Below are 23404 nucleotides of genomic sequence, written 5' to 3' on the forward strand. Positions count from 1 at the left end.
TATACGCCGTGATGCGCGACCGGGTGCCCTACCGGGAGTAGCCCCGACGGTTGACAAAACTATAGGAACACCCAATGGCTGTGTTGCACTAGAGTAGGTTCTCCTGCACCCACGCGATGATGTCGCTCGATTCGTAGAGTGGCTTGCCGTCGATGAATAGGCAGGGAACCTGGCGTTTTCCGCCGACGGCGATGAGTGTCTGCTCGGCATCGGAATCGGTCGAGATATTACGCTCGGGAATGGTCACGCCGTTATCGGCCAAAAAGTGCTTGACCTTTAAGCAATACGGGCAGCCGGTCATAACGTAGAGCACGAGCTCGTGATTAGTAGCCATAGGTCTCCAATCGGTTGAGGTTTCGATTGAAATACCCAAAGCCGCCGCGGTCTATGCGCGAGCCAGCGACGACTCGATTGCCTGAACCAGAAACGTCGTGGCTCCGGTGCCGCAGGGCTTGTCGTAGTAGTCGATAAAGCGCTGATCGGCAAGATAGCCGTGGGCGAGGCCCAGGTATGCTTCGTCTTGGGGCTCGTGTCCCCAGTTAAGGCCAATCCATCGACGGTGCATCGCGACAAGCTTGCGAGCCTCGCTTCCATCCGGTTCGCCGTCGCCCATGGCAATCGAGAGCTGGCCCAGAATAGCGCGTTCAAGTTCCTTCATGTCGTTCCATGTCTGTGGATCCATGTCCAGTAACGTTTCGTTTGCTGCATCGATAGCCTCATCGCCATAGCGTGCCCGCGCTTCGGCGCCGTAGCGCTCCTCGTTTTCCTGCACGGTGCGCCAGCGCTCCAGTTGCGGCAGGACGGCGCCCATGAGCGAGACGGCTTCGTCGAGCGACATGCCGGTGTTTTGCGCCAGCCGCGGGGCGCAATCCTCGATCATCGCCTCCATGGTGGTGTCGTAGGTGTACTTGCCGTGGTCGTAGCACCACTTGCAGTAATGGTCGGTCGTGGCGCCCGTGGCATCGGTGCCGCAGTCGTCGGGCGTGAGTATCATGCCGCAGCTCTGGCAATAATGCTCGGGCATTTCGAGCAGGTGAGACAGGGGCTCGCCGGTTACGGCGGCGATGAGCTTCATCATGTCGATGCCCGGGGTGACCTCGTCGCGCTCCCAACGGCTGACGGCTTGGCGCGTGACAAAGAGTTTGGCGGCGAGCTGCTCTTGGGTAAGGTGATGGGCGCGACGGATGGCAATGAGCTTTTCTGCAAAGGCCATAGCGGCTCCTTTCTGCTGGTTGATGGCTTAAGCATACGCGGCGGCAGGCGCCCTTCCAAGCAACCGTTGGTTGCACGACAGGAGTCCGCGGCGAAGAATTGCGCGCAACGCCCCACGCCTCCATGCCGTACAATGACCGGCATGGAACCTATTGCACACATACATACCGACCTGCCGCAGAAGTTCGGCATTCCGCGCAACAGCTTTTTGGCGCCTCATCTGCAGGGACGCATCATTTTTGAGCCGGAATTTGCCTCCAATGCAGCGGTTGAGGGTCTGGACTCCTTCTCTCACCTGTGGCTGCTGTGGCGCTTCGAAAACGGAACGCCCGGCGGCACGGCTAAGGACATAGCCGCCGATGCCAAAACGCAGGACAGGTCCGGTACCAACGCAAAATGGTCGAAGACCGTGCGTCCGCCGCGCCTGGGTGGAGCCGAGCGTGTGGGCGTCTTTGCCACGCGCAGCCCGTTTCGCCCTAATCCCATCGGTCTCACCTGCGTCAAGCTCGATCGTGTTGAGTTCACCGACGATGGCCCCATCATCCATGTGCTGGGGGCCGACCTGCGTGACGGCACGCCCATCTACGACATTAAGCCCTACATCCCGTTTGCGGATTGCCACTCGGATGCGACCGGCGGCTGGATTGAGGATGCTCCGTGGCAAGAGCTCGATGTTGAGTTTCCGCAAGCTCTGCAGGATACGGTCCCGCCCGCAAAGATTTCTGGCTTGGTCGAGGTTCTACGCCAAGATCCGCGCCGCGCGGGCAGCAAGCACGATCCAAACCGCGTCTATCATCTGGCCTACGCCGGACTCGACATATCGTTTACGGTCGACGAAACCCAGCTAACCGTGGTCGCCGTCAACGACGCGCGAGACTAACGAGCCATTCGTCCGCACCCGTCAAATTAAGCGCCAAACCCCATGCCAAAATCGCCCGTGCTGGTGGACAATAACGCCTACCAAAACAATCACTTTGCACGGGAGTTCAGCATGAAATACGACTTTAGCTCGCTTATCGACCGCCACGGCATGGACTCCATCGCCGTTGACTCTTGGGGTGAGATCCCCGGTATGGCCCCGAACGCACCCGACGAGGGCTTCGACCGCATCCCCATGTGGGTGGCCGACATGAATTTTGCCACGGTGCCCACGGTCCAGGAGCACATCATTCAGCGCGCTCAGCATCCCATGTTTGGCTACTTTAACCCGCGCGCCGAGTACTTCGACCGCATCATCGAATGGCAGAGCCGCCGCAATGGCGTCGAGGGCCTGCGCCCTGAACATATCGGCTACGAAAACGGCGTGCTGGGCGGTGTCGTGTCGACGTTGCGCGCGTATGTCCAGCCGGGCGATGCGGTGCTGGTCCATAGCCCCACCTACATTGGCTTTACCAAGTCCATCGAAGCCGCGGGCTATCGCATTGTCCACAGTCCGCTTAAGCTTGACGACCAGGGCGTGTGGCGCATGGACTTTGAGGACATGGAGTGCAAACTCGCCCAAAACAACATTTATGCTGCGGTGTTCTGCTCGCCGCACAATCCCTGCGGCCGTGTATGGGAGCGCGACGAGATCGAGCGCGCCATGGACATCTATCGCCAGCACGATTGCGTGGTGATCTCGGACGAGATTTGGTCCGATATCATCCTGCCGGGGCACAAGCACATCCCGACGCAGTCGGTGAGCGAGGATGCCCGCATGCGCACGGTTGCCCTCTATGCGCCGAGCAAGACGTTTAACCTGGCGGGCCTGGTCGGCAGCTACCACATTGTCTACAACGAGACGCTGCGCGACCGCGTGTGCGCTGTGTCCAACAAGACCCACTACAACGAGATGAACGTCCTCTCCATGCATGCGCTTATCGGTGCCTACCAGCCGCAGGGCTACGAGTGGGTGGACGAGCTCAACCAGGTGCTTGCCGGCAATATCGAGTATTTCTGCGATTACGTGGACGAGCATTTTGAGGGCGTGTCCTATTCGCGTCCGCAGGGCACGTACATGGTGTTTCTGGACTGCACCGAGTGGTGCCGCGAGCATGGCCGCGATATTCAGTGGCTGCTCGACGAGGGGGCGCGCGTGGGCGTTGGCTATCAGGACGGCCGCCCGTTCCACGGATCCTGCCACATTCGCGTGAATCTGGCGCTGCCGCTTTCGCGCGTAAGGGAAGCGTGCGACCGCCTGGACCGCTACGTTTTTAATGCACGGTAAGTGAGCACTGCATGCGGGGCCTTCTGCCAAGTCGGCTGGAAGGCCCCGCATGATAAAACGTCTGTAACCATTGGGCACTCGTGTGGTTTTGTTTGCTATTATCTTTTACCATTTCAGTCTGTAAACAGGATCGTCTGGAGCTCGATGAAAAGACCCCGTCGCTCGGTTGCCATATCGTTGTTCGTTGCGCTTGCAGTGGCGAGTGCTTTTGTCGTAGCGATAGCTGGCTGTTCTGGGTCGAATGACGAAGCATCGACGTCTGCATCAAAAGGTCCGGACGCCTCGCGGGTCAAGGACGACGACCTCAAGACGCTCAACGTCGGCAGCGACCTCTATCCACCGTTTGTGTATACCGACGAGTACGGCGATATCGTTGGCCTGGATGTCGAGATATTGACCGAGGCTTTGGCCCGCATTGGTTATAAGCCAAAATACCAGCTGATCGACTGGGAAAAGAAGAGAGAGCTGCTGGCGAGCGGCGAGCTCGATTGTGTCATGGGCAGCTTTAGTATGACGGGTCGCGAAAACGAGTATCGTTGGGCCGGCCCGTACCTTGCGAGCCGCCAGGTGGTCGCGGTCGATCCCCAGAGCGATATCTACACGCTTGCCGATCTTGAGGATAAGATCGTGGCGGTTCAGTCCACCACCAAGCCCGAGGGCATTTTGCTCAATCGCACAAATGAAAACGTTCCGCAGATCAAGGAGCTCTACAGCTTCTCGGACCGTTCATACCTGAACCCGGCGCTCGTCGAGGGTCTGGTCGACGCTATCGCCGCACATGAGTCCTCGCTGCTCACCTACGAAAAAGACTACGGCGTAACGTATCGCATTTTGGATGAACCGCTGCTAGAGGTTGGTTTGGGTACCGCTTTCGATATCAACGATACGCGCGACATCGACGTCAAGCTCACCCATGCCTACCAGGAAATGCTAGCCGACGGCACCATGGAACGCCTGGTGTCAAAGTACTTTGATGACCCTTCGCCATTTTTGAATATGGAGGGCCTGTCATGATCGATGCGCCCGACCACGCCGCTCAGGAGCGGGCCAATCGTTCGGCAGGGGCATGGCTCCTTGTCGCTCTGCTGGGGATAGCGCTCTCGGTTGCTGCCGGCATGATGAGCTACGGTTACACGACGGCCCAAGCCGAGCAGCGCTTTGCCGACGTTGTCGATTACGTGGCGACGCAGAGCCTTTCCTACGATGCATTCAACAGCGCCTATACGACCAAAAACCTGATTCGCGTTACGGAGATTGCCGGAGAGGCTGCCCGCGATATGGAGCGCGACGGTTCGGTGGATAGCGCCATGCTGGAGCAATACGCCGACCAGTTCAACGTGAGCGCGCTGATCGTGACGGACGCATCGGGCAATTTGTTGTCCGAGTCCTCGACGGGCGATGTGGGCTACGAGTCGCTCGCTACGTATCTCAAGGAGGCGCCCGTGCTGGAGGTGGCAACCCATCCGCTTAAGTCCTATACCGCCCGCATTGCGCTTTCGGATGATTCGGTTGCAGACATTGGTTGCGTGGCTCGGCAGGATGGCGAGGGCATCGTTGTCGCGGTAAGGCATCAGAGCGCGAAGGCGGTTGCAAGCAATACGCTCAAACTGCAGAGCTTGCTCGAAGGCTATGAAACCATCGATAGCGGCAATATCGTGATCGAAAGCGACGGCAAGGTCGTTGCGACCAATGCCGTTGAACCCACTGTATTGGGCGTATTCGATCTGCCCGCGACGGATGTCTTCATTGTCGACGGTATTAAGGATCGATGCCTGGCCGGTAAGGTCAAATTGATTAACGCCGACGGCGAGTGGTATTTGGGTACATTTGGAAAAGCGCACAAATTCTATGTGTACACCTATGCCTCGGCGCGGCATTACTTCGAGATCGTCGCCGCCGTTGTCGCCTGCGTGCTGGTGCTCTACAGCGGTGCAATAGCCGCTGTTGTGATGATGCGTCGCCGTGCCGAGCGCCAGCGCATGACCGACCTGTTGCTGCAGGAGCGCGACTATGGCGACAAGCTGGCAAAGGCGGCGCGTGAGGCCTCGTCCGCCAACTCGGCAAAGACGGAGTTTTTGCGTCGCATGAGCCACGATCTGCGCACGCCTATCAACGGCATTCGCGGCATGGTCGAGGTCGGCGATGCCAATGCGGACGATCTGCAAAAGCAGACTGAGTGCCGCTCAAAAATCTGGACGGCATCGGGACTGCTGCTCGACCTTGCCAACGAGGCACTCGATATGAGTCGCCTGGAGAGCGGGCAGGTCGACCTGAACCTCGTACCCACAAATTTGGTGGCACTCAACTGTGAAGTGCGCGATATTCTGGAGCGCCAGGCCGAGGAGCGTCTGGTGACAATTATCTGCGACCAGCAGGCGCTCGATCATCCCTATGCACGGGTGAGCGTGACACACCTCAAGCGCTTGTTGCTCAATATTGCCGGCAATGCCGTCAAGTACAACCGCCAGGGCGGCTATGTTCGCCTGGTGTGCCGCGAGATGGAGCCTGTAGATGGCGTCCCTGTCTATGAATACACGATCGCCGACAACGGTATTGGCATGAGCGAGGAGTTCCAGCAGCACCTCTACGAGCCGTTTTGCCGCGAGGAGCAGCAGGTGGAAGGCGCCTCATCGGGAACTGGCCTGGGCGCGCCTATCGCAAAACAGCTGGTCGAGCTTATGGGCGGAACCATGAGCTTTACGAGTGTCTTGGGGCAGGGGACGACGTTTACCATCCGCCTGCCGTTCGAGAAATGCAAGCGTTCCGAGATTCCTCAGGATGTGCGCGTGGACGCGGGAGATGGCGATGCGCTCCAGGGCTTGCGCGTTTTGCTCGTAGAGGATAACGATCTGAATGCCGAGATCGCGCAGTTTACGCTCAGCCGTGCCGGTGCCGTCGTGACGCATGCTAAGGATGGCGAGTCTGCCGTTGAGGCGTTTGCCGCGAGCGCACCGCACGAGTACGACGTGGTGTTGATGGACATCATGATGCCTGGCATCGACGGCCTTGAGGCCACGCGCCAGATTCGAGCACTCGATCGCGAGGATGCCGCGACCACGCCGATTATCGCCGTGAGTGCCAACGCCTTTGCCGACGACCGCAGGCTTTCGCGCGAGGCGGGCATGAACGCGCACCTGAGCAAGCCTGTGAGCTCGCAAGAGCTCGTCGAGGCGCTGGCGCACATAGCCGCCGACGCTTCATAAGCATATGGCCCGGTTCCAAGGTTGGTTGGAACCGGGCCATACTGCTATTTGCGAGACCTGCTGAGGGACTTACTTTTCCTGAATCTGCTTGCCGCAAAGATGCTCAATCGAAATCTCGTAGAGCTGGACGCCCTTAATGTCTTTGGCGATTTCCTCTTCGACTTCCTCGGCAGAAGGGTAGTACTTAAGCGCGAGCTGGCGGACTTTATCCTCGATAAACGCGGGGGTGTCATTCGCCAGGCGACAGCGGCCAAAGACCACGGTACTCATAACGTAGGGAGCCCAGTCACCGTCCTTGTACCACTCGTTGCCGTAAACGGTAAAGCAGACCTTGTCATCGCGCTTGAGTGCGTCGACCTTGTGGCCGGCTTTGGCGCCATGGAAATAAATCTTGTCGTGCTCGGTGTCAAAGAAGTAGTTGACGGGAATGGCGTACGGGTAGCCATCGTCGCCGTTGACGGCAAAGACGCCGCGCTTGCAGGTGGCGAGCAGTTCGCGCGCTTCCTCGTCGGTGACGGCGCGTTTCTTTCGACGTAAGGGCCTAAACATCGTTGGCTTCCTTTCTGGTCGTGCGTGGTGGTTGAGCACAAACTATAGCGAAATGGATCCGTTTTTCTTGATGCGGGCGAGTATGTTTTTGAGCTTGTTAAAGTCGAGCGGTTTGGACAGATGGGCGTTCATGCCGGCATCGTGTGCCGCCTGGGCGTCTTCGGCAAAGGCGTTGGCGGTGAGCGCGATGATGGGGATATCGGCTGCATCGACCTTCTCGCTCAGACGAATCGCGCGGGTTGCCTCGTAGCCGTCCATGTCCGGCATCATAATGTCCATCAGGATCGCGTCGAAGCTGCCGGCGGGATGCGATAGGTACAGATCGACGACTTCGTTGCCGTTGGCGGCGCGGGTGACCACGACGCCCTCGGATTCTAGCAGCGCCTGGGCAATCTCGGCATTCAATTCGTTGTCTTCGGCGAGCAGCACGTTCATGTCGGCGAGCGAGCAGTCGAGCGCCCTCTCGACCGTATTCGCCCGCGTCTGGGGGTTCTTGTCGATATCGAGCGGAATCTCCACGTAGAACGAAGTGCCCACATGGAGCTCACTGGTGACTTCGATGGTGCCGCCCATCAGTTCAATAAGCGACTTGACGATTGGCATGCCCATGCCGGTTCCTTGGAACTTGCTGCGCGCATCGTCGCCTTCTTGGGCAAACGGCTCATAGATATGCTTCAAAAACTTGGGAGTCATGCCAATGCCGGTATCCGAAACGCTAAAGCAAAAGAGCGCGCGCCCGTTATCGAGTGGCTTGGTCTTTGAGCTAAAGGTAACGGAGCCGCCGTGCTTGTTGTACTTAATGCTGTTGTCTAACAGGTTGATCATGATCTGTCGGATATGGGTGGGACTGCCGACCATGTATGGCCCCGTGGCGTATGGCAGACTATTGTCCTGCATGGTGATGCCGTTATCGGATGCGCGGAGCTTGCACAGAACCAGCGTATTGTCACAGAGCTCTTTGAGGTTAAAAGGCGCATGTTCCAGTGTTATCTTGCGGTCTTCGATTTTGCCCATCTCGAGGATGTCGTTAATCAGCGAGAGCAGGTGATTGGCGGCAACACGAGCCTTGGCGCGGCTTTCGCGGGCGACCTGGATATCGCCTTCCTTCAATTCCTCGATATCGATAAGGCCCAGGATGCCGTTGAGCGGCGTACGGATGTCGTGGCTCATGCGCGTGAGGAATGCCGTCTTAGCGGCGTTGGCGGCATCGGCTTTTTTGCGCTCGGTTCGAGCGCGCATGAGCGCCCAGATGAGCAGGACGATGCCGACCGACAATATACCGATGAGGGTGGCGGCAATGGCGGCGCGGTTGCGATAAAGGAGTTGAAGCGTGTCGGATTCCTGGGCCGTGTACGACGTGGAGGAGAAATTGCTTGCGGAGAGCGATTCTCCGGCATTGATGATGCCCTTGTTGATGATTCCCAGCAGCTCGGGCTTTCCGCGCGAAATCCAGCACGAGAGCTCACAGGTATCAGGGAGCTCGACCGTCTCGTAGTCCTTGAGATCATGACGGTCGCTGATAGTTTTTACACGTGAGCTGGGAGCGAGGACGCAGCGCGCCGTTCCCTTCCTGAGGGCGTCGAACACTTCATCGTCGGATTGGTATTCGGTCACGGTCGCTGTGGGGAACAGGCTTTCAAGTGCATTTTTGTTGACAAACGATGATTTGGTACAGGCGATGTTCTGAAGGTCTTTGTTCAGGTTGCTGCCGGTGTGGATGGCGGTGAGGGATATGGTCCCCAACGATACCGACTGCACAACGCCTGATTGCTCGGCAAACCAGTAATCTCGGTATACCGGCAGCGCGACGTCTATGCTTCCCTTTGACAGGGCCTTTGACATCATCTTGTAGCTATCAAAGGCGACGGTTTTGACCGTAATGCCAAATTTATCGTGCAACGTCGTCGCAAGCGATGCGAGCGAGCCTTCCATTTTGCCGTCTTCGTCTTCGTTGCAGTAGGGGAGTTTGCCCGTAATGTAGCCGAGCGTGATGGTGCTGTTGTTCGCCTTGAGCCAGGCGCGCTCATCGCCGGTGAGCGAGGATGATCCGCTGTTTTGCGCTGAATAGTTCGATTTGACCTCGTCGTTATAGCGGGGGTTGACGCGGTTGATTGCCGCCATTGCGGAGTTGATGTTGTCCATCAGGTCGGGGCGGCTTTTGGGAACGGCAAAGTAGTAGTCGCTCGAACCGACGTAGAACATGGGCGACGCCTCGGGCGACGAAATGGTGTCGTTCATGATGATGGCGTCGACCTCGCCGTTTGCGAGCGCGTCAAAGAGAACGGAGCCTCCGTCATACTCCCTGTATGTGCAGGCGATTCCCTCGTTGGCGAGCCACTGCTGGCCGACGATGGTTTGCATAACACCGGAGTTGTAACCGATGGTGAGACCCTGGAGTGCTTGAGGGTCACCCTTGGCCAGGTCGTCACGGTCGGGCCTGGCGTAGATGTAGTAGCGCTCGGTGCCCTCAGGGTTCGAGGAAAAGAGCAGCTTTTGGGCGCGTTCCTCGGAGTAGGAGATGTTGGGCATGAGGTCGATCTCGCCTGCCTCGAGCATGTCCATAAGCTCGGTGAAGGTGCCGGAGACGTATTCGTACCGCCAGCCGGGCGTGTAGTACGACAGGGTCTGGAGGTACTCGTAACCCCATCCCGAGAGACGCTCGCCGGGGGTGCCGTTCTGGAAGCCCTCGTTGTTGACGAGCCAGCCGACGCGGACCGTCTTGACTGGCTGACTAGAGTCATCGGCAAAAGCCTGGACAGGCGCGATGGGACTCAGCGCGGCAAGCGCGGCAAGCACAATGGCCAGGGCGCGACATATAACTGAACGAAGGACAGTGGCAGCTCTCACATGCAATCCTAACGAATCGAGACAATACCGCATAAGGATACCAGCTCAGCCTGCCCAGTCGGCAGCTGTACCGCTAAACGCTCCCGCCCGGCAGTCATCGGGGACGTTCTTAAACGACTAGTCATTGGGGACGTTCTTGTTTGACTAGTCATTTAAGAACGTCCCCAATGACTAGTTCCGTTTGCTGGGGAGGCGTGGGACAATACCGAGCGAACGTGATTGGTTGTCCGTGGAAGGGGTCGCGATGAAAAAGCTCAGGACGCTTGCCGATGTGCTGCGACAGGCTGGCTTTGCACGCATCACGGGCCTGTTTCTTATTTTCTATCTGCTTTGCTCGACGGCTGTCTGGCTGTCCGAGCCCACGACCCTCACGTTTGGCGATGGTCTCTGGTTTAGCTTTGAGACGGTCTCGACGATCGGCTTTGGCGATATCCCCGCTGAAACGCCGGTTGCCCGCGGCATTACCGTTATCCTAAGCGTCATCAGTATCTTCTATATCGCCATGCTTACGGGCGTGGCGGTGAACTACTGCAATACGCTCATTAAACTGCGCCAAAAGGACACCATGGCGCGCTTTATGGACGATCTTGAGCATTTGGAAGAACTCGACCGCGATGAGCTCGCCGATTTGTCGCGCCGCGTGCGCGAATACCGTCGCCGGCAACGATAGAACGGGTGCCGCGCGTCACGACGAGGGGGATTGCATATGAACATCACGGTGTACCTGGGTGCGAGCGTCGGCAACGACCCGGCGTTTCTGCCCGCGGTGCAGGAGCTGGGCAATTGGATTGGCGCCAACGGACACGCGCTCGTATACGGCGGGTCCAAATCGGGACTGATGGGCGCGCTCGCCGATAGCGTACTCGAGGCAGGCGGACATGTGACGGGTGTGGAGCCGAGCTTTTTTATCGAGGCAGAGTTTCAACACGACGGAATCGACGACCTTATCGTGACGAGCGACATGGCCGAGCGCAAAGCCAAGATGATCGAGCTCGGCGATGCGTTCATCGCATTTCCGGGCGGCACGGGCACGCTCGAGGAGATTGCCGAGGTTATGTCCGCGGTGTCGTTGGGGCACCTGAGCTCTCCGTGCATCCTGTATAACCTGGACGGTTACTACAACGACCTCAAGGCGTTGCTCGGGCACATGATTGATAAGGGGCTTTCGAGCCCGAGGCGCCAGCACGGCATCTACTTTGCCGACGATTTGCGCGAGATTGCCTCGATTATCAACGGATAAGTCTTGAGCCTGCCCCGCTATGGCTCCCAATGGTGCCGTTTGCGGCGCAGGTGGTTGGCTCGTTCGGGTAACGCTCGCTCTACAATAAAACGTATCTATGTCGACTTTGACCGCGGGAGGACCCGATGGATAACCTTGCCAAACCCACAAACCGCGCGCTGTTTTTAGTTAGCGTTGCCGTGACCGGTGCGTTCGCAGGTGCCGCAGTCTGGCTGTTCTTCTTTGCGATGGAGCACGGCATCGACTATCTATGGACCGAGATTCCACACGCGCTGGGCGTCGCTTCGCCCGAGCTTGCCAGCGGCCCGTTTGGCTTTCTGCCATACCCGTTTTTCGTCTGCCTGCTGGGCGGCCTGCTGATCGGTCTGTACGAAAAGACGACGGGCACCAAGACCGATGACCTCAACCAGGTGATGGCCAAGGTAAAGCGCGATGGACGCTACCCGTACGACAATCTGGGCAAGCTTTCGCTCGCGGCATTGCTGCCGCTGCTGTTTGGCGGCAGCATTGGACCGGAGGCCGGCCTGACCGGCGTTATCGCTGGTCTGTGCAGCTGGGTCGGCGACCGCATGCGTCGCTTTGGCGCCGAGTTTAGGGAGCTCACGCTGCTGGGTACCCAGGCTGCCCTGACGGCGCTCTTTACCGCGCCCGTCTTTGGCTTTGTGGCGCCGCTTGCCGGTAGTGCCGACGGCCAGGGCGAAGACGCCGACGATGAGTCCGTGTCCGGCGAGATCACCATCAAGCTGCCCAAGGCGCAAAAGACGGTGGTCTACGGCATTGCGATTGCCGGCGGTCTGGGCACTTACCTGCTGCTTGGCCAGCTTGTGGGCGGCGGCATGGGCATGCCCAGGTTCGAGTCCGCCGAGGTAGGCAACCTGGAACTTACCTGGCTCATTCCGCTGGCGTTGGTTGGCACCGTTTGCGGCTGGCTGTACTTTGTCTCCGAGCATGCAAGCGAGGCACTGTCCCATGCAATAGGGGAGCGTCCTGTCGTCAAGGCCATGCTGGCCGGTCTGGCGCTCGCCATCTGTGGCACGGTCCTGCCCTACACCATGTTTGCCGGCGAGACCCAGGCCGACGTGCTCATGGAAACCTATCTGACCATTCCCGCCGGCGTGCTTATCGCGACCGGTCTTGTCAAGGCCATGCTGACCCCCGCCCTCATCAACCTTGGTTGGCGCGGCGGCCACTTCTTCCCGGTGACCTTCTCGGGCGTAAGCCTGGGCTATGGCCTGGCCATCCTCACCGGCGCCGATCCGGTCTTTTGCGTCGCCGTCTGCACGGCATCGACGATGGGTGCGGTCATGCGTCAGCCGGTCATGGTCGTGGGCCTGCTGCTCATGTGCTTCCCACTCAAAGGCATCGTCTGTATGATCATCGCCGCCGTCATCGCTGCCGGTATTCCGCTGCCCAAGCCGCTGCGCAAGTAGTACGGTGGCTCACGCTGGGGATATGCCATTTGTCACGGATTTACGGGGAGGGGCGGCGATCGCGTCCTTCGTGGATTGAGGCTCGCGTGGCTACAGATCGCGTACTCGATAAACCTTGGTGCTGACGGTGCAGTTGATTGCGCATAGTGCGAGCGCCAGTACGGCAATTCCTGCACACAGACAGCCAAGGACGGCAGGATCGGGATTCGCCCCGGCAATCGACATAAGCCAGTTGCTGATGGGGTTGGAGGAGCTCAGCGCTGCCATGGTAAGGCATCCGAGTAGGGCAAACAGGCCAACGGATAGGCGCAGTGCCTCCATGTGTCCAAATCGGAAGAACAGCGGCTGTGCCAAGAACACCATCATGAGGGAGATGAGCATCGATGCTGCCGAGGCGGTTGCGATTTCAAAGATCGTCTGGCATGTCGAAGGGATGCCCATGGGATCGAAGAGCGGAAGGGCGAGGATGTTCAGAAGCGTAGCCGCGCATGCCATGACGACCGAGAAGACAACGATGCACAGGTAGCGTGCGCAAATAATGTCTTTGCGCGAGAAGGGCAACGTTGCTCGATAACGCTCCCAGCCGTTTTGGTTATCGTAGCCAGCTAGCGAGTTCATGATTATGATGGGCGACATTGCGCTGACCGCACAGGCGCCGGCGCTCATGCCGGAATCGCCGTCTGTCGCGTTGGCAAGGGTCAATACGACGAATATGAACAGGCCGACGCCCGCGATGCTCGGGAGAAACGAGCGCATGATGGCGGTCTCGGACATAAAGGCGCGTTTCATTTCGAAGCCCCTTTCAGTGTGAGGCGTAGATAGTCGTCAATGGTTGCCCGATCGCAGGGAATCTCGGGGAAGGCCTCGAGCGTTTCGCGACGGTTGGGCACGAGCACGTCCACGCTATAGGCGTGGTGGACGGCATGGGCGCCTTCGACGCAAGCCATAAGCTCGGCGGCCTGTGCTTGGGTACAGTGGGCGATGCCAGCGCGGTCGGTAATATCCTCACGCGGCAGGTCAAAAATAATCGAGCCATTATCGATGCAAATGACACGATCAGCGGTGCGATCGAGGTCGGACGTAATGTGGCTCGAGAGCAGCACGCTGTGCTGGCCGTCGGCGACAAAGGCAAGCAGCTCATCAAGCAGTTCCTCGCGTGCCATGGGATCGAGGCCCGCGGTGGCTTCGTCCAAAACGAGCAGCTTGGCATTGTGGCTGAGTGCACAGGCAAGCTGCAGTTTCATGCCCATGCCGCGGGAGAGATCCTTGACCTTTGCCTTGGGATTCAAGCCAAACCGGTCGATGAGGCTAGCGAAGGTGTCGTGGCTCCAGGTGGGGTATGCCGGGCTTACGAGTGCCTCAACTTCGGTCACCTTGAGCGTGGAAGGGAAAGGACACGTGTCCAGCACGAGGCCGACACGGGTGCGCAAGCAGCGCTGCGCTTCATCGGGTGCGTCGGCGCCACAGCGCTGCCCAAACAGGTGCACCTCGCCGGCATCGAGTTTGATAAGCCCGAGCGCGGCTCGAATGGTCGTCGTTTTGCCGGCGCCATTTGCGCCCACAAAGCCAACGATCTGGCCGGGCTCCACAGCGAGCGTGATATCACGCAGCGAAAAGCGGTCGCTTACGGTGCGTGAGATGCCTTTGAGTTCAAGCAAGTTTTGCATGGTATAGCCTTTCTTGCAGATGACTACTGCATGGTTTCGGGGGCTACCAGGTCGAGCATCTCGTGCAGTTTGTCGCGCGTGACGCCCAAGGCTTCGGCTTGGCTTGCCGCTTTCGCAAGCAGCTCTTCGATATGGCAGAGCTGGTTTTCGCGCAAAAGCTCCTGGTTGCCCTCGGCGACAAAACAGCCCTTGCCCTGCACGGTGCAGATAAACCCGAGCTGCTCCAGGTCGGCGTAGGCGCGCTTGGTGGTGATGACGCTCACGCCAAGATCGCTCGCGAGTGCACGGATGCTGGGGAGTTTGGCTCCCGCAGCGAGCGTACCCGAAAGGATCTGGGCTTTGACCTGCGAGGTTATCTGCTCGTAGATGGGCTTGTCGCTCGAATTGGATAGGATGATGTCCACAGCGGCTCCTTAGCTGTTGGGCTACACGTGTATATAACCGGTAAGCACAGTATATATACACTATATACAGTTATACAAGAGGCAAATACTGATTGGGCCGGCTACCCTGGCCCCAACTGATGAATTTGTCCTGATAGGTGCCCTATGGCGGGATTTCGCGGCTACAATAATGCGGTTACAACGACGTAATGCACTCAATGCAAGAAAGGATCCGCATGGCAAGCCTGTCGGATGAAATCTCGTCGCGCCGCACATTCGCGATCATCAGCCACCCGGACGCCGGTAAGACCACACTTACCGAGAAGCTGCTGCTCTATACCGGCAGCATCCAGACCGCCGGCTCGGTCAAGGGCAAGAGCTCGGCCAAGCATGCCGTCTCGGACTGGATGGACATCGAGAAGGAGCGCGGTATCTCCGTTACCTCCTCGGTGCTGCAGTTTACCTACAACGGCGCCTGCGTCAATATTCTCGATACCCCCGGCCACCAGGACTTCTCGGAGGATACCTACCGTACGCTTATGGCCGCCGACGCCGCTGTCATGGTCATCGACGGCGCTAAGGGCGTCGAGGCCCAGACCAAAAAGCTCTTTAAGGTTTGTACGCTGCGTCACATTCCCATCTTCACCTTTGTGAACAAGCTCGACCACGAGGCTCGCGATCCGTTTGAGCTCATGGAAGAGATCGAGAACGTCCTGGATATCAATACGTATCCCATGAATTGGCCAATCGGCAGCGGCCGCAACTTCCGCGGCGTGTTCGATCGTCAGACCCGTCACGTCATTGCCTTTGAGGGCGACGGTCACGCCAACGCCACCAAGAAGGTCGCCGAGGTTGAGGCCGAGTTGGGCGATCCTTCCATGGATGAGCTCATCGGCGAAGAGAACCATAAGAACCTGGTGGACGACATCGAGCTGCTCGATGGCGCCGGCGACGAGCTCGACTTGGATGCCGTGGCCTGCGGCAAGCTGAGCCCGGCGTTCTTTGGCTCGGCGCTCACCAACTTTGGCGTGGAGCCCTTCCTCAAGGAGTTCCTGCGCCTGGCCCCGACGCCGCGCGCCTATACCGATACGCTCACCAGCGAACCGGTCGATCCCTGCCGCGACGACTTTAGTGGCTTTGTGTTTAAGATCCAGGCCAACATGGACAAGAACCACCGCGACCGCATCGCCTTTGTGCGCATTTGCTCGGGCAAGTTCGAGCGCGGCATGGACGCCTTCCACATGCAGGGCAACCGCAAGCTTAAGCTCGCTACGGGTACCTCGATGATGGCCGATGACCGCGCCATCGTGGACGAGGCGTACGCGGGCGATATCGTGGGCCTGTTCGATCCGGGTATCTTTAGCATCGGTGACACCGTGTGCTCTGGCAAGCGCCACGTGCAGTATCCGCAGATCCCGACGTTTGCCCCCGAGATGTTTGCCCGCATTACGCAGGTCGACACGCTCAAGCGCAAGCAGTTCGTTAAGGGTATGGAGGAGCTTGCCCAGGAGGGCGCCATCCAGATCTTCCGCGAACTGGGTGCCGGCATGGAGAGCGTCATCGTGGGCGTGGTCGGCGTGCTGCAGTTTGAGGTGCTCGAGCGCCGCCTCAAGGCCGAGTACCGTGTTGAGGTTCGTCGCCAGCCGCTGCCCTATACGGATATCCGCTGGATCCAGAACGACCCCGACACTATCGATATCCCGGGCCTTTCGCTCACGCGCGACACGCTGCGCGTCGAGGACATGCGCGGCGGCAAGCTACTGCTGTTCACGAGCCCGTGGAACGTGGACTGGGCAACCGACCACAACCCCGACCTTATCCTGTCGGAGTTTGGCAACGTAGCGTTTTAACGCATCGGCGCGGTGGCCCTGCGGGGCTGCCGCGCCGGTTGCTTGCCTGATGCCGTGTGAGCGGCTATCATACCCACCGTCGTCTCAAGACCGGGGCGTCCGAGCAGTTCGGGTCCGATATCCTGCTCGTTAAACCTAAAACCAAAGGAGTACATAATGATCAAGAAGGTCATGGAGGACTATAAGGTCCTGTTGCGGAGCATTCCCGCGGCAACGGTTTCGCTGTTTTTCGTGAGTGTCATCATGATGAACCTGCTGGCCAACAAAGAGCTCATCAGCCTGCCGTATCTGGCACTCGATTGCGGCTTTGTGGTGAGCTGGGTTTCGTTTTTGTGCCAGGACATGATCTGCAAGCGCTTTGGCGCCAAGGCATCCATCAAAATCTCTATCCTCGCACTGCTGGTCAACCTGGCCGTGAGCCTGTGCTTTTGGGCATGCTCGCTCACGCCCGGTATGTGGGGCGCCTACTACGACACGGGCATGATCGAGGTTAACACTGCCCTTAACGCCACCATCGGCGGCACCTGGTACGTGGTGTTGGGCTCTTCGCTGGCAATGCTCGTCTCTGCCGTGGTTAACTCCACGCTCAACCAGTCGCTCGGCCGTATGCTCAAAAAGAATAACTTTGCGAGCTTCGCCTTCCGCTCCTATGTGTCCACGGGTGTTGGCCAGTTTATCGACAACCTGGTCTTTGCCATTGTAGTGAGTCACACGTTCTTTGGTTGGACCTGGGTGCAGGTCCTTATGTGCTCGCTGACCGGCGCTGTCGCCGAGCTGCTGTGCGAGGTCTTCCTGAGCCCCGTGGGCTACAAGGTTGTGCGCGGCTGGGAGCGCGAGAATGTGGGCTCCGAGTACCTCGAGCGCCACGCAACCGCCTAAGGAGCAAGTATGCGGGTTTTGATCACGGGCGCTTCGGGCGGTATCGGAGCTGCATGCGTGCAGCGCTTTTTGGACGAGGGCCACGAGGTTGTGGGCTTTGATCTGCTGCCGGCGGCGGTCGAACACGAGCGCTACCGCCATCTGATCGTTGATGTCCGCGAGCCGGGCTCGTTTCCAGGCGACCTTGAACCCCAGGTGATCGTAAACGTTGCCGGTACGCAGGATTCGGCCGATGACATCGCCGCCAACCTGTATGGCACCATCAACGTGACCGAGCGCTACGCCTTTGCGGGGGAGGGGCTTGCCGCCAAGCCGGTGCCGGCTATCCAATCCGTGGTCAATGTGGGGTCGGCGAGCGGGCATACGGGATCGGAGTTTCCTGCCTATGCTGCCAGCAAGGGCGGCGTTATCGCGTACACCAAGAACCTTGCAAACCGCCTGGCGCCGCAGGCCATCGCCAACAGTGTGGACCCGGGCGGCGTTATCACGCCGCTCAACCGTTGCGTGATGGAAGACGAGCGCCTGTGGAATCAGATTATGGAGCTCACGCCGCTTAAACGCTGGGCCACCGCCCAAGAGATCGCCGAGTGGATCTACTTTGTGGGCGTGACCAACCGGTTTATGACCGGACAGAGTCTGTTGATCGATGGCGGCGAGGCCGGCCGCACGCAATTTATTTGGCCCGAATAGGAAACGCGCCCGATGGAAAGCCGTCGGGCGCGTTTTTGATGTATCGATTTTTAGCCGAGGCAAGTCCAGTTGACGGGGGTCGAGCCGTGCTGTTCGAGTAGCCGATTGGCTGCCGAGAAGGGACGCGACCCCATAAAGGCGGGGAGTTCTGCCGTGGCACGATTGGCCGAAAGCGGCGAGGGGTGCGTGGAGGCCAGACAGAACTTGTCGGTTGCCTTGCCCGCGTCAGTTGTGACGAGCTTGCCCTCGACCATCTGCTGGGCAAAGCGGCCCCATGCCAAAAAGACTACCGGTTGGGGCAGCTGGCAGCAGCGTTCGATAACGTAGTCGGTGAGCGTGCTCCAGCCCAGCTTGGCGTGCGAGTTGGCGGCATGCTCGCGCACGGTGAGCGTGGTGTTGAGAAGCAGGACGCCCTGTTGTGCCCATGGTGTTAGATCTCCCGTGGCGGGAATGGGGCAACCCAGATCGGCTTTGAGTTCCTTGTAGATGTTGCGCAGGCTTGGCGGCAACTTGGTTTGCGTCGTGGGGACCGAAAACGACAGCCCCATGGCCTGGTTGGGCCCGTGATAGGGGTCTTGACCCAAGATGACAACCTTGACCTGGTCGGCCGGCGTGTAGGCGAGGGCATTGAGGATGTCGTCTTGTGCCGGGTAGATGGTTTGCTCGGCACGCAAAAGGGCGATGCGCTCGAGCAGCTGGTTCGTAGCGTCACGTACCGGTTGCGGCGCATCGTCCAACCAAGTTGCTATGTTGCGGTCGCGAGTTGCGGTGTCCATGGGGCTCCTTTATGGCAGATGCTCTGTTGGCATCTATTGTAAAGGCGTCCGGAGACCTTAGTGTCGTGGCTACAAAAGGTGAGGCGCTTACGAGGCCCGCTCGGGCGTTCCTGCCATGCGGGTATGGTCGTGAGTATGCGCATGAAGTCGCGGGAGCTGCACGGTTGCCACCATGACGCCGGTGAGGATGAGAGCGGCGCCAAAGAAGGCGATGGGGCTTAGGACCTCGCCGACCAGGAAGAAGGAGAAGACGGCAGAGCAGACCGGCTCGAGTGAGAAAGCGAAGCCGGTGGTCTCGGCGGGCACGTGGGGCTGCACGAGCGTCTGGGTGATAAAGCCGTAGGCAGAGCAGATGAGTGCGAGCGCGACGACAACGACGATCTCGTTAGGCGTGCCGGGAAGCGTGAAGCCGCCAAAGGTGAATGCGGCGATGCCAGAGAACAGGCCGCCAAAGCCCAGCTGCCAAACACCCAGAGCAAGCGGATTGACATCTTCGACAAAGCGCTTTGCCACAATGATATGGCCGGCATAGACAAAAGCGGAGAGCAGCATGATGATCGCGCCGGGATTCAGGCTGGTAAAGTCGGCGCCCGAGAGCAGCGGCATGCCGCAGGTGACGATGGCGGTGCCGACAAGCACTTTGCGTTCGGGGGCGCGGCGCAGCAGGGCGGCGTTGGCAAACGGCACGATCACGACCGTCAGGCTCTGCAAAAAGCCGGCAGTGGAGGCGGAGGTGAGGCTGGAGCCCAGGCACATGCAGGTGAGCTCGGTTGCCATAATGGCGCCGATGATGGCGGCGCGGACCATAAGGTCGCGGTTGATACGGAACGCGCGCTTGTGGAAGAGCAGCAGGCAGGCCACAAAGGCGATGATGCAGCGTAGCGCGACGATACTCGTGGCATTCATGCTGTCCATACCGATCTTCATGAGGGGATACGAAAAGCCCCATGCGACGGGAACGGAAAATGAGAGCGCGATTGCTTTTTTGCGATCCATGGGACTCCTTTTGTTACAGAACGGTTTCGCACAAAGGATTCTGCTCCCAGATTTGGATGTAGTAAAGCGAATGTATCTTCAGTATGATTAAGAAATGCTAAAGCGGGTGCGAAAAGCCCTGGCAAAACGTTTTACGGCTACATCGATGTGGAGGCACGATGGCATCGCGGTATCAGATTGTATGTATGGTGGTCGATTGCGGCAGTCTGAAACGTGCGGCGGACGAGCTGGGCTATACGCAAAGTGCGGTGAGCCAGGCCGTCAAGGCGCTCGAGCGCGAGCTGCTTACCACGCTTATCGAGCGCGGTAAGCAGGGCGTTTCGCTTACGCGCGACGGTAAACAATATCTGCCGTACCTGCGCCAGATTGTGACTGCCGAGGCCGAGCTCGAGGGCAAACGCCAGGAGCTGCTGGGGCTTTCGTCGACCGATATTCGCATTGCGACGTTTACCAACGTGAGTCGAACCGTGTTGCCGCGCGTGATCCGCGACTTTGGTGCGCTGCACCCGGGCGTACGCTTCACCCTCAAGCAGGGCGATTACACGCGCAACGCTCAATGGGTGCACGATGGCGTGGTTGATTTTTGTTTTACGGCACGCGGATTTACCGCTGGGCTCGAGAAGCGCGTCGTCTATCACGACGAGTTGGTGGCATTGTTGCCGGCCGCGCATCCGCTGACGGTAAAGGAAAAGGTGACACTCGCCGACCTGGCGTCTGAGCCGTTTGTGTTGCTGGATGAGGGCGAACAGAGTCTGGTGCTCGATGCATTCGCAACGCATGGGCTGTCGCCGCACGTGACGAGTGAGGTGACCGACGACTATACCATCATGGCGATGGTGGAGGAAGGTCTAGGCGTGAGTATGCTGTATCGCCGCACCGTTGAGGGCATGCGGGCCGATATTCGCGTACGTCCCATCGTGCACGCCCCCTCGCGTGACGTGGTGGCGGCTTGGCGCAGCTGGGACACCATGCCCATCGCCACAAGGCGCTTTATCGACTATATGAGCTCACATATTGTCAATTAATGACTGGCGTGGCGTTGAGTGCGGTGTTTAGCGGGCTGTCGCTTTGGCTTGGGTGGCACGATAGGTGCGTGCGGGGTGGCAGAGCAATACCGCCACGACCATAAAGAACGCCGTGGTGCCCAGGCTGATGGGGTAGACCATCATGATGTTCGCAAAGGTGCGGAAGTGCGGGAACACGCAAAACACCCAATAGAAGCGGATGCCGCAGACGCAGATCATGGTGATGAGGGCGGGCGTGAGCGAGATACCAAAGCCGCGCAGGTAGCCTGACATGTTTTCGTAGAACATGCTAAAGGCGTACGCAGGGAAGATCGAGCACACGCGGATATAGCCGATCGAGACGATGTTGGGATCGCTGTTGAACAGCGACAAGATCTCGCGCCCCAGGCCGACAATAACGATAATCGTGGTGAGTGCAACGATACCGCCTTCGACCAGGCAGACCTTGAGTGTTTTGGTGCAGCGGTCGATCTGGCGGGCACCGTGGTTTTGTCCCACAAAGGTGGTACAAGCCTGGCTAAAGCTGTTGAGCAGGTTGTAGCACACGTACTCCAGGCTCATGGCGGCGCTCGATGCCGCCATGACCTCGGTGCCCAGGCTGTTGATGGCAGACTGGATGATGATGTTGGCGACGGCAAAGACGGCGCTCTGGATGCCGGCGGGCAGACCGATCTTGACGATGCGCTTGAGGGCGACGGGGTCGATAGCCAGGTCGCGTGGGGTGACGCGGACGACGGAGTCGGTCTTGAGCAGGCGGATAAAGAGCGTAGCGGCACTGACGGTGTAGGCGATGGCGGTGGCGATGGCGACGCCCGCGACGCCCCAGTGGAGTACGGGGACAAAGATGAGGTCCAAGCCAATGTTGAGGACGGTGGACACGGCAAGCGCCTGCAGCGGCATGCGGGTGATGCCGACGGAGCGGAAGATCGCGGCCTCAAAGTTGTAGAGCAAGATCGAGGGCAGGCTGAGCAAAAAGACGCGCAGGTAGAGCGAAGCGAGCGGCATGGTTTCGGCAGGAACGTTGAGCGCGGTGAGCATGGGCTCGGCAAAGATCTCGCCCAGCGCGATGACGACAAAGCCCACGAGCGCCATTAAAATCGAGGTATGGACGGCGCGTTTGACCATGTTTTGATCGTTGCGGCCGATAGCGTTGGCGATGACCACGTTGGAGCCAAGCGACATGCCAATAAACAGGTTGAGCATAAGACTGGTAAGCGGAACATTGGAGCCGACCGCCGCCATGGCGAGGGTTCCCTGGTCGCCCGAGAAGTTGCCGATGATGACCGTGGCGATGAGGTTCGACAGCTGCTCCAAGATGCTCGTGGCGGCCACGGGGAAGGCGAACAGGGGAATATTGCGCCACAGCGAACCGGTGGTCATGTCAATGTGCTTAGATGCGGTATCAGCCATACGCTCTCAATCTCTAATATGCTTTTCCGTGCTTATTTGCGCAGATGATGATACTCCTAATCGGCTAGTCGTTGGGGACGTTCTTAAACGACTAGTCGTTCAAGAACGTCCCAATGACTAGGTGGGGAAGGCGTGCGACAATGGTGGGCGTTGTGTTGTTCGCGCTAAGGAGTTGCCATGTTGTTGTGTCCCGTTTGCCATGAGCCGTTGGTGGACGACGAGCGCGGTGCTGCGTGCACGGGCGGACACCGGTTCGACCGAGCGCGCGAGGGCTATCTATATCTGCTGCGCTCGTCCAAGAGCGGTGACTCCATGGGTGATCCTAAGTCGCAGGCGCGCAGCCGTCGTGACTTTCTGAACCGCGGTTACTATGCGCCGTTGCGCGATGCGATGGTCGAGCTGGTGTGCAAACAGGTGTCTGGGCGTGCCGCGTCTATGAGCGGCCCCATGACGCTGCTCGATATATGCTGCGGCGAGGGTTACTACACCAGCGCCATGGGCGCGGTGCCGGGCGTGGACGCTTATGGCTTTGACCTGGGCAAAGAAATGGTACGTCTGGCCGCCAAGCGCGGCGATGCGACCTATTTCGTGGCCAACATGAAGGATATCCCCGTGGCCGATGGCGCCTTCGATATGGTGACCGAACTCTTTGCTCCCTTTAACGAGCGCGAATTTGCCCGCGTGCTGGCGCCAGAGGGCTCGCTCTACACCGTGGTGCCGGGCGCCCGTCATCTCTTTGGGCTCAAGGAGGTGCTCTACGACACGCCGTACCTTAACGATGAGAAGCTGCCGAAGACCACCGAGCTCGAGTTAGTCGGAACGCAGCGGGTGTCTGCGAATATTACGCTCCGGACGCAGGCCGACATTGAGGCGGTGTTCCAGATGACGCCGTACTACTACCGCACGCGCCCTGTCGACAAAGAGCGCCTGGCAAATTTGGACACCCTTCAAACCGACATCGACTTCATCATCGCCGAGTACCGCCACAGCTAACAACCTGCCAAAAAGGGACAGGTTTATTTTGGTAGGTTTTATCTGGGC

The 23404-nt window shown here is 59.0% G+C and carries 22 protein-coding genes; 12 read left to right on the forward strand and 10 right to left on the reverse strand.

Translation table 11 applies throughout. The features are described from left to right. Nucleotides 1-88: 88 nt before the first annotated feature. Together I4W09_RS04660 and I4W09_RS04665 are read right to left on the reverse strand one after the other, a co-directional pair. Entirely contained in the window at nt 89-334 is a 246-nt protein-coding gene (locus I4W09_RS04660; RefSeq protein WP_196032363.1) for a glutaredoxin family protein, read from the reverse strand. Between the two features lie 51 nt (nt 335-385). After that, nucleotides 386-1213, reverse strand: a complete 828-nt coding sequence (locus tag I4W09_RS04665) for a TipAS antibiotic-recognition domain-containing protein (protein ID WP_196032366.1) — start codon at nt 1211-1213, stop codon at nt 386-388. A gap of 141 nt (nt 1214-1354) precedes the next feature. On the opposite strand from I4W09_RS04665, the gene I4W09_RS04670 reads away from it, so the two are divergent. From I4W09_RS04670 to I4W09_RS04685, 4 genes are all read left to right on the forward strand, one after another. Further along, complete coding sequence (locus I4W09_RS04670) at nt 1355-2092, forward strand: tRNA (N6-threonylcarbamoyladenosine(37)-N6)-methyltransferase TrmO (RefSeq protein WP_230318682.1); 738 nt, start codon at nt 1355-1357, stop codon at nt 2090-2092. Nucleotides 2093-2203: 111 nt separating this feature from the next. Beyond that, the gene (locus I4W09_RS04675; RefSeq protein WP_196032373.1) at nt 2204-3418 is read left to right on the forward strand and encodes a MalY/PatB family protein; all 1215 of its coding nucleotides are present in this window, start codon (nt 2204-2206) and stop codon (nt 3416-3418) included. Between the two features lie 144 nt (nt 3419-3562). Continuing rightward, nucleotides 3563-4432: a substrate-binding periplasmic protein gene (locus tag I4W09_RS04680; protein WP_196032376.1), complete on the forward strand. Its 870-nt coding sequence runs from the start codon at nt 3563-3565 to the stop codon at nt 4430-4432. After that, nucleotides 4429-6621: a hybrid sensor histidine kinase/response regulator gene (locus tag I4W09_RS04685; protein WP_196032379.1), complete on the forward strand. Its 2193-nt coding sequence runs from the start codon at nt 4429-4431 to the stop codon at nt 6619-6621. The genes I4W09_RS04680 and I4W09_RS04685 overlap by 4 nt, the downstream gene beginning before the upstream one ends. Before the next feature lie 69 nt (nt 6622-6690). Here I4W09_RS04685 and I4W09_RS04690 read toward each other — a convergent pair whose 3' ends face one another. Further along, nucleotides 6691-7170 (reverse strand): pyridoxamine 5'-phosphate oxidase family protein, encoded by a 480-nt coding sequence (locus I4W09_RS04690; RefSeq protein WP_196032382.1) that lies wholly within the window; start codon nt 7168-7170, stop codon nt 6691-6693. Nucleotides 7171-7212: 42 nt separating this feature from the next. Next, nucleotides 7213-10017, reverse strand: coding sequence for an ATP-binding protein (locus tag I4W09_RS04695; RefSeq protein ID WP_196032385.1), 2805 nt, complete (start codon nt 10015-10017; stop codon nt 7213-7215). A 244-nt stretch (nt 10018-10261) separates the two neighbouring features. Here I4W09_RS04695 and I4W09_RS04700 point away from each other — a divergent pair, with 244 nt between their 5' ends. The 3 genes from I4W09_RS04700 to I4W09_RS04710 all read left to right on the forward strand — a co-directional run bounded on the left by I4W09_RS04700 (nt 10262) and on the right by I4W09_RS04710 (nt 12687). Beyond that, nucleotides 10262-10687: a potassium channel family protein gene (locus I4W09_RS04700; protein WP_138341497.1), complete on the forward strand. Its 426-nt coding sequence runs from the start codon at nt 10262-10264 to the stop codon at nt 10685-10687. A 36-nt stretch (nt 10688-10723) separates the two neighbouring features. Continuing rightward, on the forward strand, nt 10724-11257 hold the full coding sequence (locus tag I4W09_RS04705; protein WP_055286687.1) for an LOG family protein: 534 nt from the start codon (nt 10724-10726) through the stop codon (nt 11255-11257). Between the two features lie 125 nt (nt 11258-11382). Beyond that, nucleotides 11383-12687 (forward strand): chloride channel protein, encoded by a 1305-nt coding sequence (locus tag I4W09_RS04710; RefSeq protein WP_196032388.1) that lies wholly within the window; start codon nt 11383-11385, stop codon nt 12685-12687. 90 nt (nt 12688-12777) lie between these two features. On the opposite strand, the gene I4W09_RS04715 is transcribed toward I4W09_RS04710, so the two are convergent. Genes I4W09_RS04715 through I4W09_RS04725 form a run of 3 tightly spaced genes read right to left on the reverse strand, consistent with a single transcriptional unit; the run spans nt 12778 to nt 14758 of the window. After that, nucleotides 12778-13476, reverse strand: a complete 699-nt coding sequence (locus tag I4W09_RS04715) for an ABC-2 transporter permease (RefSeq protein ID WP_230318684.1) — start codon at nt 13474-13476, stop codon at nt 12778-12780. Further along, entirely contained in the window at nt 13473-14354 is an 882-nt protein-coding gene (locus I4W09_RS04720; protein ID WP_196032393.1) for an ABC transporter ATP-binding protein, read from the reverse strand. Before I4W09_RS04720 ends, I4W09_RS04715 begins: the two co-directional genes overlap by 4 nt. A gap of 23 nt (nt 14355-14377) precedes the next feature. Then, on the reverse strand, nt 14378-14758 hold the full coding sequence (locus I4W09_RS04725) for a GntR family transcriptional regulator (RefSeq protein WP_152068430.1): 381 nt from the start codon (nt 14756-14758) through the stop codon (nt 14378-14380). 215 nt (nt 14759-14973) lie between these two features. Here I4W09_RS04725 and I4W09_RS04730 point away from each other — a divergent pair, with 215 nt between their 5' ends. The 3 genes from I4W09_RS04730 (at nt 14974) to I4W09_RS04740 (ending at nt 18156) form a co-directional block, all read left to right on the forward strand. Beyond that, nucleotides 14974-16587: a peptide chain release factor 3 gene (locus tag I4W09_RS04730; RefSeq protein WP_196032396.1), complete on the forward strand. Its 1614-nt coding sequence runs from the start codon at nt 14974-14976 to the stop codon at nt 16585-16587. Between the two features lie 156 nt (nt 16588-16743). Further along, nucleotides 16744-17466 carry a VUT family protein gene (locus tag I4W09_RS04735; protein ID WP_022093974.1) on the forward strand — a complete coding sequence of 241 codons (723 nt, stop codon included), beginning with the start codon at nt 16744-16746 and terminating at the stop codon, nt 17464-17466. A 9-nt stretch (nt 17467-17475) separates the two neighbouring features. After that, nucleotides 17476-18156 (forward strand): SDR family NAD(P)-dependent oxidoreductase, encoded by a 681-nt coding sequence (locus I4W09_RS04740; protein WP_196032399.1) that lies wholly within the window; start codon nt 17476-17478, stop codon nt 18154-18156. 50 nt (nt 18157-18206) lie between these two features. Here the strand turns inward: I4W09_RS04740 and I4W09_RS04745 are convergent, their stop codons facing one another. Both I4W09_RS04745 and I4W09_RS04750 read right to left on the reverse strand, forming a co-directional pair. After that, nucleotides 18207-18932 (reverse strand): uracil-DNA glycosylase, encoded by a 726-nt coding sequence (locus tag I4W09_RS04745; RefSeq protein ID WP_196032402.1) that lies wholly within the window; start codon nt 18930-18932, stop codon nt 18207-18209. Nucleotides 18933-19019: 87 nt separating this feature from the next. Continuing rightward, the gene (locus I4W09_RS04750) at nt 19020-19928 is read right to left on the reverse strand and encodes a DMT family transporter (protein ID WP_196032405.1); all 909 of its coding nucleotides are present in this window, start codon (nt 19926-19928) and stop codon (nt 19020-19022) included. Nucleotides 19929-20086: 158 nt separating this feature from the next. Between I4W09_RS04750 and I4W09_RS04755 the strand changes: the two genes are divergently transcribed. After that, nucleotides 20087-20953 (forward strand): LysR family transcriptional regulator, encoded by an 867-nt coding sequence (locus tag I4W09_RS04755; RefSeq protein WP_230318685.1) that lies wholly within the window; start codon nt 20087-20089, stop codon nt 20951-20953. A 27-nt stretch (nt 20954-20980) separates the two neighbouring features. On the opposite strand, the gene I4W09_RS04760 is transcribed toward I4W09_RS04755, so the two are convergent. After that, the gene (locus tag I4W09_RS04760; protein ID WP_196032411.1) at nt 20981-22363 is read right to left on the reverse strand and encodes an MATE family efflux transporter; all 1383 of its coding nucleotides are present in this window, start codon (nt 22361-22363) and stop codon (nt 20981-20983) included. Between the two features lie 177 nt (nt 22364-22540). Between I4W09_RS04760 and I4W09_RS04765 the strand changes: the two genes are divergently transcribed. Further along, entirely contained in the window at nt 22541-23356 is an 816-nt protein-coding gene (locus I4W09_RS04765) for a putative RNA methyltransferase (protein ID WP_196032414.1), read from the forward strand. Nucleotides 23357-23404: the final 48 nt, after the last annotated feature.

The organism is Collinsella aerofaciens, assembly GCF_015670795.1.
Classification (GTDB): Bacteria; Actinomycetota; Coriobacteriia; order Coriobacteriales; family Coriobacteriaceae; genus Collinsella; species Collinsella aerofaciens_Q.

Excerpts from the sequence above, each read along its gene's own strand:
- I4W09_RS04720 (WP_196032393.1), bottom strand. The coding sequence starts at position 14,354 with ATGCAAAACTTGCTTGAACTCAAAGGCATCTCACGCACCGTAAGCGAC.
- I4W09_RS04705 (WP_055286687.1), top strand. The coding sequence starts at position 10,724 with ATGAACATCACGGTGTACCTGGGTGCGAGCGTCGGCAACGACCCGGCG.
- I4W09_RS04740 (WP_196032399.1), top strand. The coding sequence starts at position 17,476 with ATGCGGGTTTTGATCACGGGCGCTTCGGGCGGTATCGGAGCTGCATGC.
- I4W09_RS04760 (WP_196032411.1), bottom strand. The coding sequence starts at position 22,363 with ATGGCTGATACCGCATCTAAGCACATTGACATGACCACCGGTTCGCTG.
- I4W09_RS04680 (WP_196032376.1), top strand. The coding sequence starts at position 3,563 with ATGAAAAGACCCCGTCGCTCGGTTGCCATATCGTTGTTCGTTGCGCTT.
- I4W09_RS04660 (WP_196032363.1), bottom strand. The coding sequence starts at position 334 with ATGGCTACTAATCACGAGCTCGTGCTCTACGTTATGACCGGCTGCCCG.
- I4W09_RS04685 (WP_196032379.1), top strand. The coding sequence starts at position 4,429 with ATGATCGATGCGCCCGACCACGCCGCTCAGGAGCGGGCCAATCGTTCG.
- I4W09_RS04735 (WP_022093974.1), top strand. The coding sequence starts at position 16,744 with ATGATCAAGAAGGTCATGGAGGACTATAAGGTCCTGTTGCGGAGCATT.
- I4W09_RS04690 (WP_196032382.1), bottom strand. The coding sequence starts at position 7,170 with ATGTTTAGGCCCTTACGTCGAAAGAAACGCGCCGTCACCGACGAGGAA.
- I4W09_RS04710 (WP_196032388.1), top strand. The coding sequence starts at position 11,383 with ATGGATAACCTTGCCAAACCCACAAACCGCGCGCTGTTTTTAGTTAGC.
- I4W09_RS04745 (WP_196032402.1), bottom strand. The coding sequence starts at position 18,932 with ATGGACACCGCAACTCGCGACCGCAACATAGCAACTTGGTTGGACGAT.
- I4W09_RS04750 (WP_196032405.1), bottom strand. The coding sequence starts at position 19,928 with ATGGATCGCAAAAAAGCAATCGCGCTCTCATTTTCCGTTCCCGTCGCA.
- I4W09_RS04700 (WP_138341497.1), top strand. The coding sequence starts at position 10,262 with ATGAAAAAGCTCAGGACGCTTGCCGATGTGCTGCGACAGGCTGGCTTT.
- I4W09_RS04675 (WP_196032373.1), top strand. The coding sequence starts at position 2,204 with ATGAAATACGACTTTAGCTCGCTTATCGACCGCCACGGCATGGACTCC.
- I4W09_RS04765 (WP_196032414.1), top strand. The coding sequence starts at position 22,541 with ATGTTGTTGTGTCCCGTTTGCCATGAGCCGTTGGTGGACGACGAGCGC.
- I4W09_RS04730 (WP_196032396.1), top strand. The coding sequence starts at position 14,974 with ATGGCAAGCCTGTCGGATGAAATCTCGTCGCGCCGCACATTCGCGATC.
- I4W09_RS04670 (WP_230318682.1), top strand. The coding sequence starts at position 1,355 with ATGGAACCTATTGCACACATACATACCGACCTGCCGCAGAAGTTCGGC.
- I4W09_RS04665 (WP_196032366.1), bottom strand. The coding sequence starts at position 1,213 with ATGGCCTTTGCAGAAAAGCTCATTGCCATCCGTCGCGCCCATCACCTT.
- I4W09_RS04715 (WP_230318684.1), bottom strand. The coding sequence starts at position 13,476 with ATGAAACGCGCCTTTATGTCCGAGACCGCCATCATGCGCTCGTTTCTC.
- I4W09_RS04755 (WP_230318685.1), top strand. The coding sequence starts at position 20,087 with ATGGCATCGCGGTATCAGATTGTATGTATGGTGGTCGATTGCGGCAGT.